Below are 17,009 nucleotides of genomic sequence, written 5' to 3'. Positions count from 1 at the left end.
GAATTGGCGATTTACATCAAGCTAGAAGTTACGGGATCGCTAGGTGGAAGCTTAACTTATGAAACTTTTGATCTAATACAATTTTTTAACAATAATAACAATTTGATTTCAATGAATAACTCCAATTTAGTTTCTCATAATTATATCAATAGGGCTACAGCTACAGACACAGCAAAGTGGTTTGTTCCTAGTGATGGCTATGTACCTTATGACACTCCAAATAATAAGGGTATTATTATACTTAAATTTCCAGATGAAACGAATGGTATAAAAAAAGTTGTTGCCAAGTCGTACTCAAATAATGGCGGTGCAACAAATATTGAAGTCTTTTATTCAAGTGATAACGGAACTAACTATACCTCTGTTGGTAAAATTATATTTACATCAATAAGTCAAACAAAAGAAATTGGGACTCGCATAGGTATATATGTTAATAAATTTTTAATTTCATCAGACGGTAAGCACTGTAGCATTACAAATAAATACAAAGATAATGCTATACCTGCAATGACATCTAACACTGCTCCATCAGGTGTTGTTGATGCAAGTTCGACTTATACAACATTTTATCCTTGGAAAGCATTTGATAGAATTGTGGACCCAAATGGATGGGTTGCTGCTAGTGGAATTTTGGTGGGTTGGTTAAGCTATGAGTTTCCACAGGCCAAACTGATAACTGCATATTCCATAAAATCTGGAACAACTCCAGTCAACAGACCTCCAAAAACGTGGACATTTGAAGGATGGGATGGTACGAAATGGGTTATCCTTGACACCCGAATAAATGAGCCTAACTTTACTGTAGAAGAGTTCCGTCTCTATGAGATTAAGAATAAAGTTGGATTCAAGAAGTATAGAATTAATGTTACTGCCAACCAAGGGGCTGGAGACTTTTTGGCAATTGGTGACTTGGGTATGTATGAAGCTGAAAGGTACATATCTTTCGTGAGAAACTCGGAAGGAAGTATTATTGAACATGGGATGAGCAAAGGAATGATTATTGATTTGGAGGATGAATTCAGCGAAAGAAGGTCATTGGTTAAAGATAGTGAAAGTATCGGGTCAGAAAAAGTCTTTAAACAAAAAATCGATACTAACAAAGTACCAATAAAGAAAGTATCAATTATTTAAATCAGTTAAATGAAATTGTTCTATTTATTTTAGAAAGGAGATGGGATTATGGCAAAGCTTGTGAATATCGTACCACCTATGACATCGTATACTTCACCTTCAGGCTTAGTAAGCTATAATGGTCAAAATGGTGCATACTACGCTTATAAAGCATTTGATAGAAGTCAAGGTACATTCTACGGAACCTATCGTGTCACTAATACATGGGTTTCTTACAGGTTTCCAACCTCTGTGAAATTGGCAGGCTACTCCATGTATTGCTTGGAAAACAACTCACCGCCCCGATCTTGGGTTCTAGAAGCAAGTAATGATGCAGTTACATGGGATCTAATTGACACAAGAAATGATTATCTAGTCGCATCATGGGCAAGCAATAGAAAAGTCACTTTTAATATTGCTCCCACTAAAGCCTATCTCAACTATAGAGTTCGGGTAACAAGAAATAACACCTCTGAGGTAATCAATATCCATGAGATTGAATTCATGGATTGGGTCTATGACCATAAGTATTTGGTCCAAGACAGCTCAACTTACAGGTATTACGCAAGCGGACAATGGCAAGTCATTTCAGGTACACCCACCGAGCAGGATTATTTAAACTTTGGAATGGACGACATCTCAACTATCCCTGAATCCGCATGGTCACAACTTCAAGGTGAAGTGGAACTATGCTACTACACCGACGACCCAACCAAAACAGAAGTATCCTTCAACATTGAAACCGAACCCTTCACCCTAGCCAAAGAATGGGAAGATAAAGAAATCAAAATCATCGAATACACCGATGATCCTGCTCAAACCGAATCAACGATTACAATCGAAACCGAACCATTTACCCTCTACGACGAGTTGGGTGATAGTGTGGATGTTCTATACTACACAGATGATCCATCCAAAACTTCTGCGGAACTAAACATCACGGCTAACTACTCCCCATTGGATGAACTTGAGGGAGATTTTGACGTGGTTACGTGGACGAATGATGAAGAGGTAATTGCAGGGAATCGGGACATGATGCTGACGTATGACGCGCTACCGTTTGAACAATTAATTGTGCAACCAACAGACATAGCACTCTATGGAGATGTCAAAAAGGTTATTGCTACAAAAGTAACGGAGAACAGCCCGGAAGGTATATTAAGAATGGCTGCTTCGTTCGATTCAGGGCTCACATGGAAGACATACCGTTTCAACAAGTGGTTCAATATGGATATCAAGGATACTACGCTGTTTAAAAGAAAAGGAATGAATCTGGACACACTCAACGCGATCCCTGAAAAGGATTTAATCGATTTAACACGAATCGCCTATTACTTCGATAGCAGCAAGCATTATGAAAACAGCTATTTGCTGGACGAAATGAAGATGGTCGTTGATGCACCGCGTCATACTGTTGAATTGAGAGATATGTCATTGCAACTGTTAAACACCACAGCCACAATCGACCTGACCTTCTCTGGTAACAAACTTACAGGTGTGCTGGATGATGCAGATCAAGGCAAGGTTAAGTACCGCGTGTTGTTGAACGGTAAAACGTATTATCCGGCGGATGGCAATTTTACACGACTAGCAGCTTCTCCATTCAATATCGAACTCAATATCGACGAGAGAAATGTACATTTTGGCGTAGAGAATACGCTGAAGGTTGAATTTCAGGATTATTGGGGTGCCGTAGACTCATGGGAATCCAAGTTTATCGGATCGTATTCAGGATTAATGTTTATGGATGAGTCTGGAGACTTTCTGTCAGATACCTTTGGCGGAATTTTGAAACAACTCGATTATGGGGTGATTATTGCCGGACAGACGACGTTAACGAAGAAAGTCAGAATCAAAAACTTGCTTGGATATGCTGTGGATCATGTATACCTGGAGATGGATAAGAAATTCGAAACGGATGGTGTTGACGTCCAATTATCCAGACAGGCCGACCCGTTTCTTCCGATCGAATATCTGACCTATGGTCTGATTCAACCGGAGGATAGCATCGATTTTTATATTCGTATCGCAACAGATATTCATGCCAAGCCGAACCCGAATGGTAATTTTGAAATGAAGGTCACAGCAGACCGTGTATAGCTCTCAATACAATGAGACAGGAAGTGAGTGGAATAAATAACGGGGAGACTCTATTAGATAGTGTTATACATATTAAAAGTCCGGAAAATCGTTTTGCAGCAAAGTATATCCTGTACAATCAAGTCGATGAAGAACTGTCTTCGACCCTGATAGCTGCTACAAGAAAAGTATCTGAGATCGTCTCTACTGTATCCGTACGTGTCAGACGTTCACAGGAATTAACCAATTCACTATATGTGATGTACAAGTCGCAAGGAGATCTGAGCGCAACCATTCAAGCGGCATCCAAAGTTGATCTTGAAGGCATGCTATACGTTCGACCACATAACCGTGCACACGGCAAATACGAATTACTGGAAGCACCTCGTGTGACTGTTGACCTAAAGCCTGTTGCTGATGCAACCACACGAAGTCAAACTCACCTGCAGACGATCAACTTTGGTGATACACAGCGCATGATGATCGGCAGAGACGAGATGGAGCAATTCGAATCGTTTATACATTTCGGTGATCTGGATACTAGAATACCCGATCTGTTACATTTGGAAGAAGCCAAATTGAGGTTGTATTACACAGGAACCCTGGCACCTAGAGCACATATTGAGCTGCACCAGCCGGATACATTGTGGCGGGAGTACGGGATTACGTATGCGAACAGACCTCAGTCCATACAGCTCTTATCGTCCAGTTATATCATTGATACGACTGAACGTTATGTTGAGTTTGATATGATGGCATTACTCCAAATGTGGAGAGAAGGTATTCTTTCAAATGTTGGAATGATTATTCAGTCTAGCGGTAACACGCCGATCTATTTCAACACTCGTGAGTCTTCCAAGCCACCTGTTTTGCAGATTAAATATATTACTTCTCAGATCTATTCCATCGGTCGAACCGAAATCGGAAGTGAAGTTTTTATTTATGGTGCAGGTCGTAAGGATATAGCTTCAACGTTAGTTGTACACAGTGATATTGGGCTGGACTGGCTCAAATCTCAGTTGTACGTCCACCGCTATGAGGATCACATGCATCATGATATACCTCAAGTCATTGCGGTCAGCCGTCCGGATCTCGATGTGGACCTGACTGTAGCTAAACGTGTAGATGCGGATCTGGATTCGAACATTTCTATTGCTGAAAGTAGGACAAAAGAGAGGGAAACATGGGTTACTGTTTCTAAACCCGAGCTTCATTCGCAGTTCATTACTGCTATACGGACAACTAAGGATACAGACGGTAACCTTGCCGTTAGAACAAGTCTGCACGACGAAAGAACTGTAGAAATCGCAGTGTCTCATCCTGACTTACCTTCAGTTATTACGGTAGATAGACAAATGTCTCTGGTCAGTACGTTAACGATATCACAGCTGTTCGATGATGAACGGGATACGAGTTTAATGGTATCCATACCTGATCTTCATGCTTCATTGGAGGTCTCCAGTTATATACAAGCAAACTCAACGTTGGGTTCTTCGCTAACGGTCATGTACGACGGTGATTCGACCGTGATTTCGGAGATTATGGTTAATAAACCTGATATGAATAGTGTTCTTCAAGTCAGAGCCTTAGATCATGATGAGAGGGCAGCCAGTGTTGAGATTCCTTATTTGGAAGAACAGCCTGGGCAAGTCTATATCTCCAGACCTGATGTACTTTCGAGCATTGAGGTCAAGTATATGGATGTAATGGATGGCCACATTAGTATCAAAGAAAGAGAATACTTGGATGGATATCTTCAGGTGCGAGAGTGGAAGGATATGCAGTCTACGGTAGATGTGAGACAGATTGTGGATGTGGCTACTGAAATGACAATTTCCAAGCCTGATCTGGCCGCTTATGTCCTACCTAGAGTTAATGCAAATGAGGAGTTAGGTTCGATCACAAGTATCCGTAAACGGGATGCCAGTGATTTAGTGACCACAGTGATGGTGAAGAGTCCAGGGAATCAAGCGTATTTTTACATTTTATAAATGAGTTAACTATCAAAGAGGGCATTGGCCCTCTTTTTTTTTGCGTTTAGGATCATGTCCAACTCTAAGCATCTGTACTTTATTATGTAACAGTCCTCTTCTCGTTATGATACAATGTGTTTATCACATATTAAGGAATGAAGACCATGCGTCAAGAGGACAGTGTATTTGAACAAATTATGAAGCAGAAGAGATTGAGGACGATCAAGTCTGGAACTGATAATCTTCAAGTAGAGCCAATACATAAAAAGAAACTAGCTCAGGAGCAATTAAGTGCATTGGATATTAAGTTCAAAAATTCGGTAGCCGAATCAGTAGACCGCAGTGTACTTCATAGACGTGTACTGGGAATTAGAAGAGAGTTAACGGAGATAAGGAAATTAAAGAATGATGAGCATACGTTTTAAGGTAGGTCCACTTTGACCAGTTAAATTAACTCGTTTTCTTAACTCGAGAAGCTGATTAGATGTTATCAAACACTCCGAGATAAACTTTTAGACACTTAAAAATGATTATTATGAGAGCTGCCTCATTTCTGAGGTGGCTTTTTTAAATATTTCAAAGAAAGCATTCTTTTACATCTAAGTCTGCGAGAAGAATTACCAACAAAATATTCGAACGATAAGTACCTACATTTTCTCAAACACGGCAGGTGTCCACACGACAATCCAGAATGAGGCATACAATTATCGTGACCTGTGGAAGAGGAGGTGGATCGGGAAATTATGGTGACGATGGAGCCTATTGTAGTTGGAGAGCATGTACTGGTTGGGGTAGAAGTCAAGCTGCCCAAAACAACGTTGTTGACCATTAATACATCCAAAGGATATATCATGTGCGGAGCACTCGATGTGGGATTACTTAATGAAAAGCTCGGGGATCGCAAAATTATTGCGGCTCGGGCGGTTGGTGTGCGTACACTGGAGCAGTTGCTGCATGCACCTATGGAGTCGGTGACCACAGAAGCCGAAGCCATGGGCATTACGGTTGGCATGACGGGTGTAGAGGCTTTGTTGAAAATGATCTAATCACTAACAAAAGGGCTCCCCGTATGGGAAGCCCTTCTTTAGCATCGTAATATTGGCCTGGCACATCGTGGGCACCAACGCTATACACGACACTCTCTTCTTAAATACTTTTATTAAGTTAAGCTTCTTCCTTCGCAAACAAGGCCGCCAGGTTTTCCTTGAAAGGTGCGCGAACCACGCCTTTTTCCGTGATGATAGCTGTTACATATTCATTAGGCGTAACGTCGAACGCCGGATTGAATACTTTAACACCTTGCGGTGCGGTACGTTTGCCAAATCCTTCGGTTACTTCCTCGGCAGCACGTTCCTCAATCGGAATGAGATCTCCGGATGGAGTAGACAAGTCGATCGTCGACAATGGGCTTGCTACATAGAACGGAATATTGTGAGCCTTGGCAAGCACGGCTACGCTATAAGTTCCGATCTTGTTAGCTACGTCACCGTTCGCTGCAACACGGTCTGTTCCGACGATAACGGCTTGAATCCAACCTTTGGACATGACCATGCCTGCCATGTTATCACAGAGCAGGGTAACGTCAATGCCAGCTTGCTGTAACTCAAATGCAGTCAGGCGTGCACCCTGAAGTACAGGACGAGTCTCGTCTGCAAATACTTTCAGGTGAATACCACGTTCCTGTGCGAGATACATTGGAGCAGTTGCCGTACCATATTTTGCTGTAGCGAGTCCACCTGCATTACAGTGAGTAAGTACACCCATACCATCTTCGAACAAAGGCAGTGCATTCTCGCCGATCATGCGGCATACTTCCTCGTCTTCCTTCTGAATCAACAGAGCTTCTACTTCAAGAGCATCATTGCCCTCTTCCAGGCTTATGCCGGATTCAACGACCTCATTTGCTTTTTGCATCATACGATCCAGTGCCCAGAACAGGTTCACCGCTGTTGGACGGGAAGTAGCCAGATGAGCACATACGGATTTTACGTGATCCAGCCAGCCTTGAATAGTTGTTCCGTCGTATGATTTGGCACCCAATACGACACCAAATGCAGCAGCAATACCAATCGCTGGAGCACCGCGTACTTTCATGGAGTGGATCGATTCCCATACTTCCTCGGGTGTATAGAGTTTCAGCATAAGAATGGTTTCGGGCAATAGACGCTGGTCAAGCATTTCAAGTTTGTCCTTTTTCCAGACCAGAGAGGACAGCGGCTGATATTCAGGGGTTGTCATGGGGTGGTTCCTCCGTTCCTTATGTTAAGCCTTAGTCGTAGTAACCGCTGTAGATACAATATCCAGTACTTCACCGATGGTATTCAAGCGACGATTGTTTTTGATTAACGCTTTGCCAATGGCCAATGATTTACGCTGAGAACGTTCACGTTCAGTTGCATTTGGAATGGTATCTATATCCGCCACGTGAGCGAGTCCCACGATACGACGAACCATTTTGGTACCTGCAAAGCCGATCGAATCTCTGAACAATTGTTGCACATACAGCTCCTGGTACCCTGGCACTTTTGCCATCGGATCTACCAGATCATTAGTCCAGTGGGCACGGAAACGGGATTCGAATTCAGTCCATACATCACGAACCATATTCAGCAAAAGCGTTTCACGCTCACGCAAAGCAGTCTCATCCTGAATCCGTCCTGGCAGAGATGCGTAATTCAAGAGCAGGTTCGCAAGGACTGCCCCCACATCGAATCCCATGGGTCCGTAAAATGCAAATTCGGGATCGATGACTTTGGTCGATTCAGGTGTAACAAAAATACTGCCTGTATGCAGATCTCCATGAAGCAGTGCCTGACCATGTGTCAGGAATTTTTCCCGCAGCAGGGCCACTTCAAGGTGGAGCTCCCCATCCGTGCGAAGGGCGTCAGCTTCATCTTCAATGGAAGCATCATAATTATTTTTTTCAGCGATCCGGTAGGGTTCATCAAAGATCAGATCTTCCGTTATTTTGCATTGGTCCGGGTTAATGAATCTGCCCTGTTGTTCCTTCTTCAATTGCTGATCCATACCCAAGTCGGATGTGAAGAACAGCGTTCTCGCCATGAATTCCCCAATATGCTGTGCAAAAAGAGGATAGGAAACACCTTCGATCAGGCCTTTGCGCATGATCACATGATCACTCAGATCTTCCATAACCGTTAGCGCGAGGTCATCATCGTAATGATACACTTCGGGTACCATTCCTGGACACAGACGGTATTCTTCCTGAAGAATTTCACGCTCAATTCGGGCACGTACAAGAGAGAGTGGCCATGATTCTCCAACCACTTTCGCATAAGGAAGCGCCTGTTTGATAATGATACTTTTATCGGAGTTCTGATCCGTGATGTGGAATACCAAATTCAGATTGCCGTCGCCGATCTCGTGACAATCCAGATTTGCATCTGCCGCAAATGGACCCGGTAATGTTTTGGCCAGTTCAATTGCATCCTGGGGGGTTAAAGGGCGATATTGGGACAAAGGTGCCACCTCCATATATATGAAGAAACAGGAAAACCCACTTCTTTGCTTGGTATATGTCAGTATATCGGAAATGGCGCGGTTTTTGAACTTTTTTTTGAGACAACCCAAGTTAATTCTGATTCGAACTTCCTGTTCAAGGGTAAAAACAAATAGGCCGGACAGTTGAGAAAAACGCTGATCATGAGCCTCTCCGCTACCAAGCGGTGACACATTATTAACTCTCTGTTATGCATTGCGGGACAACCTGCTTATCAAAGCATGACAGGCTAATTTTAAATAAAAGGATGGGATTAATATGGCTACAAAAAACAAAACAGATCAAGCGAAATCGGTGGAACAAGTACTTAATCGTCAGGTAGCCAACCTGAACGTATTGTATGTCAAAATTCATAACTATCACTGGTACGTTAAAGGACCTAACTTCTTTACATTGCATGTGAAATTTGAAGAGTTCTACAACGAAGTTACCGTGCAAATGGATGAAATTGCAGAGCGTATTCTTACGCTCAAAGGTAGCCCAGCAGCTACAATGAAAGAATATTTGGAGCTTTCCTCTATCCAGGAGGCAGCTGGTGGCGAAGACGCGAAGACAATGGTGCAAAACCTGATCGAGGACTTTGCTACACTTTCGAACGAATATCAGGAAGGTATTGAAGTTGCAGAAGCAGCTGAAGATCAACCGACATCCGATATGCTGACAGGCTTCAAGGCTGACCTTGAGAAACACATGTGGATGCTTCGCTCTTTCCTGGGTTAATACAAGCAAGATTTAATCTAATACAAGTATGTTTCTTTCGTAAGCTTTCTGATCCCCGATCATGTTGTCAGAAACGCCCTGAGCGTCTATACTGCTGACAAGAACGATGGGGGAGGAACAGCTTATGTTAGAACCAACGATACCGGCTTTAAAAGAATGGGCCTCAGCAATCAAAGCACTGGAAACGGGTCGCCAAATTATGGTGATGCGCAAAGGTGGGATTGTAGAAGAAACCCGACATTTTGAGCTGAAAAGTCCGGCGTTTTACCTGTATCCGACTTATGAACATCAGCGTAAAGAACTGATTAAGTCCTCGGATCAATCCTTTGTTGAAGAATCATTGGCCGAATGGGTGCCCGAAGCTTCGACAATCCGCATTACTGCTTATGCCGAAGTAACGCAGGATCTGGAGATACGAGATCAGGAGATGCTGGATCGACTTCTTGACTTTCATATGTGGACAGCGGATTTTGCCGAAGACCGTTTGAAATGGAAACGGAAAGATCCGCTCCATGTATTGATTTTACGTGTGTACCTTTTGAAAGAACCGATGGAAATTCCCGTATTGCCTGAATATAATGGCTGTCGCTCATGGATTTCTATTCCGAATGGTCCGGTGCCGCGCGAAATGACGCCAGTGGTGGACGTTGCGGATTTTGACGAACAGGTACAGAAGATTAACGAGATGCTCAAATTGTAATATTATTAATGAAGGGGCTTGTCCATAATATGGATAAGTCCTTTTTTGGATTAGTGTGCAGCAGATATGATAAAAGCTTGATTTTCTGTGATTTTTCTCACTGTTCATCTTGGCAGAAGATGTTTTCTCATTTGATTCAATCTGGTATTTATTATAGAATCAGAAAGAATAATGTTTCCTTCAAGGAATATACACTCTTAGGAAATAGCTTGATTATCATTGAGAATCAGTTTAGAATTATTCTAAAGTGTTCTTGCTTTAAAGATTCGAGTACAAGAGAAATTCAGGGGAAGCCCTGTTCAGATATAATAGGCGCTTTTTCGTTTTCGACAGCAAACATCAATTTAATCAATGGAGGGAAACAATACACATGGCTACGAATTTCGTCATTGAAGGTCTGAAAGCGACGATCGAAGGTAAGGAAATCCTGAAAGGCATCAACCTGGAAATGAAAGGTGGAGAAATCCACGCAATCATGGGTCCGAACGGAACAGGTAAATCAACTCTGGCTTCTGCATTGATGGGCCATCCGAAATATGAAGTAACTGACGGTACAATTACACTTGATGGTGAAGATGTACTGGATATGGCAGTAGATGAGCGTGCACGTGCAGGTCTTTTCTTGGCTATGCAATATCCAAGTGAAATCGCTGGTGTTACAAACTCCGACTTCTTGCGTAGTGCAATTAACGCACGTCGTGGCGAAGGTAACGAGATCTCCCTGATCAAGTTCATTCGTCAAATGGAAGGTAAAATGAAAGAACTCGACATGAACCCTGAGTTCGCTCACCGTTACCTGAATGAAGGTTTCTCCGGTGGTGAGAAAAAACGTAACGAGATTCTGCAAATGATGCTGCTTGATCCGAAAATCGTAGTACTTGATGAAATTGACTCCGGTCTGGACATCGATGCTCTTAAAATCGTGGCAAACGGCGTAAATGCAATGAAGAGCGAAGATCGTGGTTTCTTGATCATCACTCACTATCAACGCCTGCTTAACTACATTACTCCTGACTACGTACACGTTATGATGCAAGGCCGTATCGTGAAATCCGGCGGACCTGAACTGGCACACCGTCTGGAAGCTGAAGGATATGACTGGGTTAAGGAAGAGCTGGGAATTACAGACGAAACTGTAGGTCAAGAAGCGTAAAGACAAAACGGAGGAGGATTAATTAATGACTACACAAACAATTCTTCCGGTTGAATCTGAAGCGCTTCGCGCCTTGTCGGAAAGCAACAATGAACCCGGCTGGTTGACCGAACAGCGACTCGAAGCTTTGAAGCTTGCGAGTGGGCTTGCGCTTCCTAAACTGGAAAAACAAAAAATCGAACGCTGGAATGTCAGCGAGTACGGAACATATAAAGCAAGTGAAGCTATTTCTTCTTTGACAGAAGTACCTGCTTCTATCAAAGATCTGGTTCAGGATCAAGCTGAAGGCAGTCTGGTTATCCAGCGCAATTCCGGTGCGGTATATTCTAAAGTGTCTGCTGATCTGGCGGCAAAAGGAGTTATCTTCACGGATCTGGCTACTGCGGTTCGCGAACACAGTGATTTGGTAAAACCATATCTGAACACAGCAGTGAAAGCAGATGAGCATTCCCTTGCTGCACTTCATGCGGCACTTTGGAACGGCGGGGTGTTCCTGTATGTTCCGAAGAATGTTGAAATTGAAGTGCCACTGCAAGCAGTGCTGCTTACGGATGATGCATCTGCAACGTTTGCACCTCACGTGCTCGTGGTTGCCGAAGCAAACAGCTCAGTAACTTATGTGGATAACTATGTATCCGGCGAACTGTCTGCACCTGTATTCCATAATGGTGTTGTGGAAGTATTCGCAAAATCTGGTGCTAAAGTACGTTATGCATCGGTTCATCAACTGAGTGTGAATGTAACTGATGTTTCATTCCGTCGTGCAGTCTTGGAGAATGATGCTTCGATCGAGTGGATCGTTGGTGAAATGAACAATGGCGATACAGCAAGTAACACGATGACTGTGCTTAAAGGCAATGGGTCAACTTCCGACTCCAAAGTTATCGCTGTAGGTTCCGGTTCTCAGAAAATTAACTACACCACAGAAGCTCGTCACTTCGGCAAGAATACGCCAAGTCAGATGATTACACGTGCGGTTATGCGTGAAGAAGCTTCTGCAATCATCAACGGTATCACGAAGATTGAGAAAGGCGCTACCAAAGCTGATGGACAGCAGACAGAGAAAGTGTTGATGCTGAGCCCTAAAGCACGTGGAGACGCTAACCCGATCCTTCTGATTGATGAGGATGATGTAACAGCAGGTCACGCGGCTTCTGTTGGTCAAGTCAATGCCGAGCAGATTCATTACTTGATGTCGCGCGGAATTAACCGTACGGATGCCGAACGCCTGATCATCTATGGCTTCCTGGCTCCGGTGGTGGCGGATATTCCTCTGGAAGCACTGCGCACCCAATTGCAGTCCCTGATTGAGAAGAAGCTGGGACAATGAACCTGTCCATTCGCGAGCAGTTCCCGATCCTCCACCAGGAAATCAACGGACATCCGCTCGTATATTTAGATAGTGCTGCAACTTCACAAAAGCCTCGTGCTGTGATTGAAGCGGTCAAACATTATTATGAGTATGAGAACTCCAACGTACATCGTGGTGTTCATACCCTTGGGAGCCGTGCAACGGACGCTTACGAAGGCGCACGTGAGAAGGTAGCCAAGTTTATCAATGCACGTAGTACGCAGGAGATTATCTTTACCCGCGGGACAACGACAGCCCTGAATCTGGTGGCTGCATCATATGCCCGCGCCAATTGCAAAGAAGGCGATGAAATTGTTATCACGCAAATGGAGCACCATAGTAATCTGATTCCTTGGCAGCAGGTTGCCAAGGAGACAGGTGCAACATTGAAATACATCCCGCTTCAGCCTGACGGTCATATTGAACTGGCTGATGTCGAGAAGACGATTACGAACAATACTAAAATTGTAGCAATCGCTTATGTATCCAATGTTATGGGTCTGATCCATCCTGTGAAACAAATTGCTGAAATTGCGCACCGCAATGGTGCTGTCATCGTTGTTGATGGCGCACAAAGCACACCTCATATGAAGGTGGACGTGCAGGATCTGGACTGTGATTTCTATGCATTATCCGGTCATAAAATGTGCGGACCAACCGGAATCGGTGCACTCTACGGCAAAAAGGCGCTGCTGGAGTCCATGGAGCCTATTGAGTTCGGCGGTGAAATGATTGATGATGTGGGTCTATACGAATCCAACTGGAAAGAGCTTCCTTGGAAGTTCGAAGGTGGAACCCCGATTATCGCAGGTGCGGTAGGATTGGGAGCTGCCATTGATTTCCTGGAACAGATTGGTATGGATGAGATTGCACATCATGAGAGTGTGCTGGCAGCTTATGCAACAGAACGTCTGGCCGAGATCGATGGGTTAACCATCTATGGTCCAGCGAAGCGGCATGTGGGTGTTGTTACCTTTAATCTGGGGGATGTTCATCCGCATGATGTGGCAACCGTACTGGACGCGAGTGGCGTAGCCATTCGTGCCGGACACCATTGCTGTCAACCGCTAATGCGCTGGCTTGAAGTTAGCTCAACAGCTCGTGCCAGCTTCTATCTATACAATAACGAACAAGATGTAGATCGGCTTGTCAGCGCCTTAATCCAGACAAAGGAGTACTTTGGCGATGCAACTTGATGATCTGTACAGACGTGTTATAATGGACCACTACAAAAACCCGCGTAACCGCGGAACATTTGATAATGACGCTGTCACGGTGAATTTGAACAATCCAACGTGCGGCGACCGGATTTCACTGCAAATTTTGCTGAAAGACGGAATCGTTCAGGAAGCCAAATATACGGGTGAAGGCTGCTCCATCAGCATGTCCTCTGCATCAATGATGACGGAGGCTGTCAAAGGCAAAACGATGGAACAGGCACTCGATATCGCTAACCGTTTTTCCTCACTGATGAAAGGTGAAGAAGTCGATTTCGACGATTATGAAGATCTCGAAGCCCTATCCGGTGTGAACAAGTTCCCTGCACGCATCAAATGTGCCACTCTGGCCTGGAATGCATTACGCAAAGGGATTGACGAAGAGAACAAAGTACAATAACGATAGGGAGGTAGAGCAAGATGGCTAAAAAAGCACCAGAAATGGAAGAGTATAAATATGGTTTCCGCGACGAGCACAAATCCATCTTTCAAACCGGTAAAGGTCTGACTGCAGAAGTAGTTACCGAGATTTCCCGGATTAAGAACGAACCGGAATGGATGTTGGAATTCCGTCTGAAATCCTTGAAACAATTCGAAAAGATGCCGATGCCGAAATGGGGCGGAGATCTCGACGGATTGGATTTCAACGATATTCAGTACTACGTTCGTGCTTCTGAAAAACAAGGGAAAACATGGGAAGAGGTCCCTTCTGAAATCAAGGAAACCTTTGATAAATTGGGTATCCCTGAAGCAGAGCAAAAATTCCTTGCAGGGGTATCGGCTCAGTATGAATCTGAGGTTGTATATCACAACATGCAAAAGGAATTGGAAGACCAAGGGGTAATCTTCATGGATACGGATACGGCTCTCAGAGAGCATCCGGAAATCCTGCGTGAATATTTTGCAACAGTTATTCCGCCAGCAGATAACAAATTTGCTGCATTGAACAGTGCGGTATGGTCTGGAGGAAGCTTCATCTACGTGCCTAAAGGCGTTAAATGTGAAGTGCCTCTGCAAGCCTACTTCCGGATCAACTCCGAGAATATGGGGCAATTCGAGCGTACACTTATCATTGCGGACGAAGACAGCTTTGTTCACTATGTAGAGGGCTGTACAGCTCCGATCTACAGCACAAACTCACTGCACAGTGCGGTCGTTGAGATCATCTGTAAGAAAAATGCTCGTGTTCGTTACACAACGATTCAAAACTGGGCACCAAACATCTACAACCTCGTTACGAAACGTGCGGTTGCAGAAGAAAATGCAACAATGGAATGGGTCGATGGTAACATCGGTTCCAAACTGACGATGAAATATCCTGCGGTTGTACTGAAAGGCCGTGGAGCTAAAGGTTCCGTACTCTCCATCGCTGTAGCTGGTAAAAACCAGCATCAGGATGCAGGTGCGAAAATGATCCACTTGGCTCCGGATACAACATCTACGATCGTATCCAAATCCATCAGTAAACATGGTGGTAAAGTAACGTACCGTGGTTTGGCTTCCTTTGGACGTCAAGCTGAGGGCGCGAAATCCAACATCAAGTGTGATACACTCATTCTCGATAATGAGTCCACATCAGATACAATTCCTTACAATGAAATCATGAATGATAACATCATGCTGGAGCATGAAGCTACGGTATCCAAAGTGTCCGAGGATCAGCTCTTCTACCTGATGAGCCGCGGTCTGACGGATGCAGAAGCTACACAAATGATCATCATGGGCTTCATTGAGCCATTCACGAAGGAATTGCCAATGGAATACGCCGTTGAGATGAATAGATTGATCAAATTCGAAATGGAAGGCTCTATTGGTTAATCCCATTTAAAAAGGATTATTCAGCAGATCGGGACGTTCTCGTCCTGAATCCGACCTAACTTAAATCATGTAATACTAAAAAAGATCGAGGTGAATTCCTCGGTCTTTTTTTTATACTGTTCTGTTCATTTATTGTACATAGTAATGATCAGATTCTAGTATAGAACGAAATATAAGGGAAAAGAATTTGACTAAAAAAGCATACTGCTAGACTTAACCCTAGTCTGAGCGGTGCTTATTTGTAATAAAATAAGACCAATAGCACAAGCCATTTCATAGATTTAAGCATGTAATGATAGAAAAGGATGTGAGTGTATGAGCGTTAACCCTTTCGAGGGATATCGGATTACAAGTTCATTCGGCTATCGCATTCATCCCATTCATGGTGGACAAACATTTCACCGCGGAATTGATCTCGTAACAGAGCCGTGGAATGGTCCTGTCTATGCCTTTATGGAAGGCAGGGTACGTTTTGCTTCCGAAGGAGTTACAGGCTCCGGATTCGGCGGTTATGGGCTTACAGTTGCCCTTCAAGATCATCGAGGCTACTTGCATTGTTATGGTCACCTTTCTCGCATTGCCGTAAAGGTTGGACAGTTGGTGAAGCGAGGCCAGCTGATCGGTAATCAGGGAAGCACGGGTCAGAGTACTGGTCCGCATGTACATTATGAGATTCGTAAATCAAGTACACCCTCTTACGGGTATACAGCCAGTGAAGATGGTGTGACGGAACCGGCTGCATATCTGGCGGCCGAATACGGAACTGCGACTCAGGAACAGGAGGCTCCGCCGATGTCCGCTGAGCAGAAGAGAATATTTGAAGACATGCAGAAGACGCTGGAGATTCAAGGGGAATGGATTCAGCAACAAAAGCAACTTTCCAATATGGATTGTCCCACATGGGCGCAACAAGCTTATGATTATTATCGTCCGTTTATTATGAACGACAAAGGCAGTTATGAATTTTGGAGATTACTTGTTATCATGCACCGTAAGGAAAAAGGCATCCAGGTTCATTCGGATTAGAATATATAGATCATTCGGAACGACAGGATTTATTTTTATGAATAGTTCGAATCCTCGGGGCAGAACCAGGCAGACAACCAATTGTGGAATGTTGCCACTTCGCCCGGTTCATTAGGTCGATAAACGTCATATGTTAGGGTATACCTGATGAAGAGGAGGCAATCACATGAGCGAAGTAGGATATGGCTGTGGAGGCAACGTAGGCGGAGTAGGTGGCGTTGGTGGATACAATATGTTCACTAACACGGGTGCAATCCTGGTACTGTTTATTCTGTTGGTTATCATCACAAAAGCATTCTGCGTGTAATCCAATATGATCGAATAGAAATACACAAAGGGAAG

General features: G+C 43.9%; 16 protein-coding genes. 14 read left to right on the top strand and 2 right to left on the bottom strand.

What is annotated here, in order from left to right:
• Positions 1 to 3: 3 nt before the first annotated feature.
• From MKY73_RS20390 to MKY73_RS20370, 5 genes are all read left to right on the top strand, one after another.
• Positions 4 to 1,131, top strand: coding sequence for a hypothetical protein (locus tag MKY73_RS20390; RefSeq protein WP_339303208.1), 1,128 nt, complete (start codon positions 4 to 6; stop codon positions 1,129 to 1,131).
• Positions 1,132 to 1,614: 483 nt separating this feature from the next.
• Positions 1,615 to 3,210 (top strand): hypothetical protein, encoded by a 1,596-nt coding sequence (locus tag MKY73_RS20385; protein ID WP_339303207.1) that lies wholly within the window; start codon positions 1,615 to 1,617, stop codon positions 3,208 to 3,210.
• A gap of 23 nt (positions 3,211 to 3,233) precedes the next feature.
• Entirely contained in the window at positions 3,234 to 5,180 is a 1,947-nt protein-coding gene (locus tag MKY73_RS20380; protein ID WP_339303206.1) for a DNRLRE domain-containing protein, read from the top strand.
• Positions 5,181 to 5,326: 146 nt separating this feature from the next.
• Entirely contained in the window at positions 5,327 to 5,587 is a 261-nt protein-coding gene (locus MKY73_RS20375) for a hypothetical protein (RefSeq protein ID WP_339240945.1), read from the top strand.
• 318 nt (positions 5,588 to 5,905) lie between these two features.
• On the top strand, positions 5,906 to 6,208 hold the full coding sequence (locus MKY73_RS20370) for a DUF1805 domain-containing protein (protein ID WP_017689545.1): 303 nt from the start codon (positions 5,906 to 5,908) through the stop codon (positions 6,206 to 6,208).
• Positions 6,209 to 6,326: 118 nt separating this feature from the next.
• On the opposite strand, the gene mtnA is transcribed toward MKY73_RS20370, so the two are convergent.
• A complete protein-coding gene (gene mtnA / locus MKY73_RS20365) occupies positions 6,327 to 7,400 on the bottom strand; it encodes an S-methyl-5-thioribose-1-phosphate isomerase (RefSeq protein ID WP_339303205.1) in 1,074 nt (357 codons plus the stop codon).
• A 24-nt stretch (positions 7,401 to 7,424) separates the two neighbouring features.
• A complete protein-coding gene (gene mtnK, locus MKY73_RS20360; RefSeq protein ID WP_339303204.1) occupies positions 7,425 to 8,642 on the bottom strand; it encodes an S-methyl-5-thioribose kinase in 1,218 nt (405 codons plus the stop codon).
• Positions 8,643 to 8,940: 298 nt separating this feature from the next.
• On the opposite strand from mtnK, the gene MKY73_RS20355 reads away from it, so the two are divergent.
• The 9 genes from MKY73_RS20355 to MKY73_RS20315 all read left to right on the top strand — a co-directional run bounded on the left by MKY73_RS20355 (position 8,941) and on the right by MKY73_RS20315 (position 16,974).
• Entirely contained in the window at positions 8,941 to 9,402 is a 462-nt protein-coding gene (locus tag MKY73_RS20355; RefSeq protein ID WP_095359041.1) for a Dps family protein, read from the top strand.
• Positions 9,403 to 9,526: 124 nt separating this feature from the next.
• Positions 9,527 to 10,102 (top strand): DUF1802 family protein, encoded by a 576-nt coding sequence (locus MKY73_RS20350; RefSeq protein ID WP_339240951.1) that lies wholly within the window; start codon positions 9,527 to 9,529, stop codon positions 10,100 to 10,102.
• A gap of 370 nt (positions 10,103 to 10,472) precedes the next feature.
• A complete protein-coding gene (gene sufC, locus MKY73_RS20345; RefSeq protein ID WP_062833524.1) occupies positions 10,473 to 11,255 on the top strand; it encodes a Fe-S cluster assembly ATPase SufC in 783 nt (260 codons plus the stop codon).
• Between the two features lie 25 nt (positions 11,256 to 11,280).
• Positions 11,281 to 12,585 (top strand): Fe-S cluster assembly protein SufD, encoded by a 1,305-nt coding sequence (gene sufD, locus MKY73_RS20340; protein ID WP_339303203.1) that lies wholly within the window; start codon positions 11,281 to 11,283, stop codon positions 12,583 to 12,585.
• Complete coding sequence (locus tag MKY73_RS20335) at positions 12,582 to 13,802, top strand: cysteine desulfurase (protein WP_339303202.1); 1,221 nt, start codon at positions 12,582 to 12,584, stop codon at positions 13,800 to 13,802. Before sufD ends, MKY73_RS20335 begins: the two co-directional genes overlap by 4 nt.
• Positions 13,792 to 14,223 (top strand): Fe-S cluster assembly sulfur transfer protein SufU, encoded by a 432-nt coding sequence (sufU, locus tag MKY73_RS20330; RefSeq protein ID WP_017689537.1) that lies wholly within the window; start codon positions 13,792 to 13,794, stop codon positions 14,221 to 14,223. Before MKY73_RS20335 ends, sufU begins: the two co-directional genes overlap by 11 nt.
• 20 nt (positions 14,224 to 14,243) lie before the next feature.
• On the top strand, positions 14,244 to 15,641 hold the full coding sequence (sufB, locus tag MKY73_RS20325) for a Fe-S cluster assembly protein SufB (RefSeq protein ID WP_339240954.1): 1,398 nt from the start codon (positions 14,244 to 14,246) through the stop codon (positions 15,639 to 15,641).
• Positions 15,642 to 15,956: 315 nt separating this feature from the next.
• Positions 15,957 to 16,667 (top strand): M23 family metallopeptidase, encoded by a 711-nt coding sequence (locus MKY73_RS20320; RefSeq protein WP_339303201.1) that lies wholly within the window; start codon positions 15,957 to 15,959, stop codon positions 16,665 to 16,667.
• Positions 16,668 to 16,833: 166 nt separating this feature from the next.
• Positions 16,834 to 16,974 (top strand): hypothetical protein, encoded by a 141-nt coding sequence (locus tag MKY73_RS20315; protein ID WP_017689533.1) that lies wholly within the window; start codon positions 16,834 to 16,836, stop codon positions 16,972 to 16,974.
• The last annotated feature ends 35 nt before the right edge of the window (positions 16,975 to 17,009 follow it).

This window comes from Paenibacillus sp. FSL R5-0519 (genome assembly GCF_037974275.1).
Lineage (GTDB): Bacteria > Bacillota > Bacilli > Paenibacillales > Paenibacillaceae > Paenibacillus.
This window is presented reverse-complemented; position numbering and strand designations above follow the sequence as displayed.

Coding starts and splice junctions, on each gene's coding strand:
- MKY73_RS20385 (WP_339303207.1), top strand. CDS start 1,615: ATGGATTGGGTCTATGACCATAAGTATTTGGTCCAAGACAGCTCAACT.
- MKY73_RS20375 (WP_339240945.1), top strand. CDS start 5,327: ATGCGTCAAGAGGACAGTGTATTTGAACAAATTATGAAGCAGAAGAGA.
- MKY73_RS20370 (WP_017689545.1), top strand. CDS start 5,906: ATGGTGACGATGGAGCCTATTGTAGTTGGAGAGCATGTACTGGTTGGG.
- mtnA (WP_339303205.1), bottom strand. CDS start 7,400: ATGACAACCCCTGAATATCAGCCGCTGTCCTCTCTGGTCTGGAAAAAG.
- MKY73_RS20355 (WP_095359041.1), top strand. CDS start 8,941: ATGGCTACAAAAAACAAAACAGATCAAGCGAAATCGGTGGAACAAGTA.
- MKY73_RS20350 (WP_339240951.1), top strand. CDS start 9,527: ATGTTAGAACCAACGATACCGGCTTTAAAAGAATGGGCCTCAGCAATC.
- sufC (WP_062833524.1), top strand. CDS start 10,473: ATGGCTACGAATTTCGTCATTGAAGGTCTGAAAGCGACGATCGAAGGT.
- sufD (WP_339303203.1), top strand. CDS start 11,281: ATGACTACACAAACAATTCTTCCGGTTGAATCTGAAGCGCTTCGCGCC.
- MKY73_RS20335 (WP_339303202.1), top strand. CDS start 12,582: ATGAACCTGTCCATTCGCGAGCAGTTCCCGATCCTCCACCAGGAAATC.
- sufU (WP_017689537.1), top strand. CDS start 13,792: ATGCAACTTGATGATCTGTACAGACGTGTTATAATGGACCACTACAAA.
- sufB (WP_339240954.1), top strand. CDS start 14,244: ATGGCTAAAAAAGCACCAGAAATGGAAGAGTATAAATATGGTTTCCGC.
- MKY73_RS20320 (WP_339303201.1), top strand. CDS start 15,957: ATGAGCGTTAACCCTTTCGAGGGATATCGGATTACAAGTTCATTCGGC.
- MKY73_RS20315 (WP_017689533.1), top strand. CDS start 16,834: ATGAGCGAAGTAGGATATGGCTGTGGAGGCAACGTAGGCGGAGTAGGT.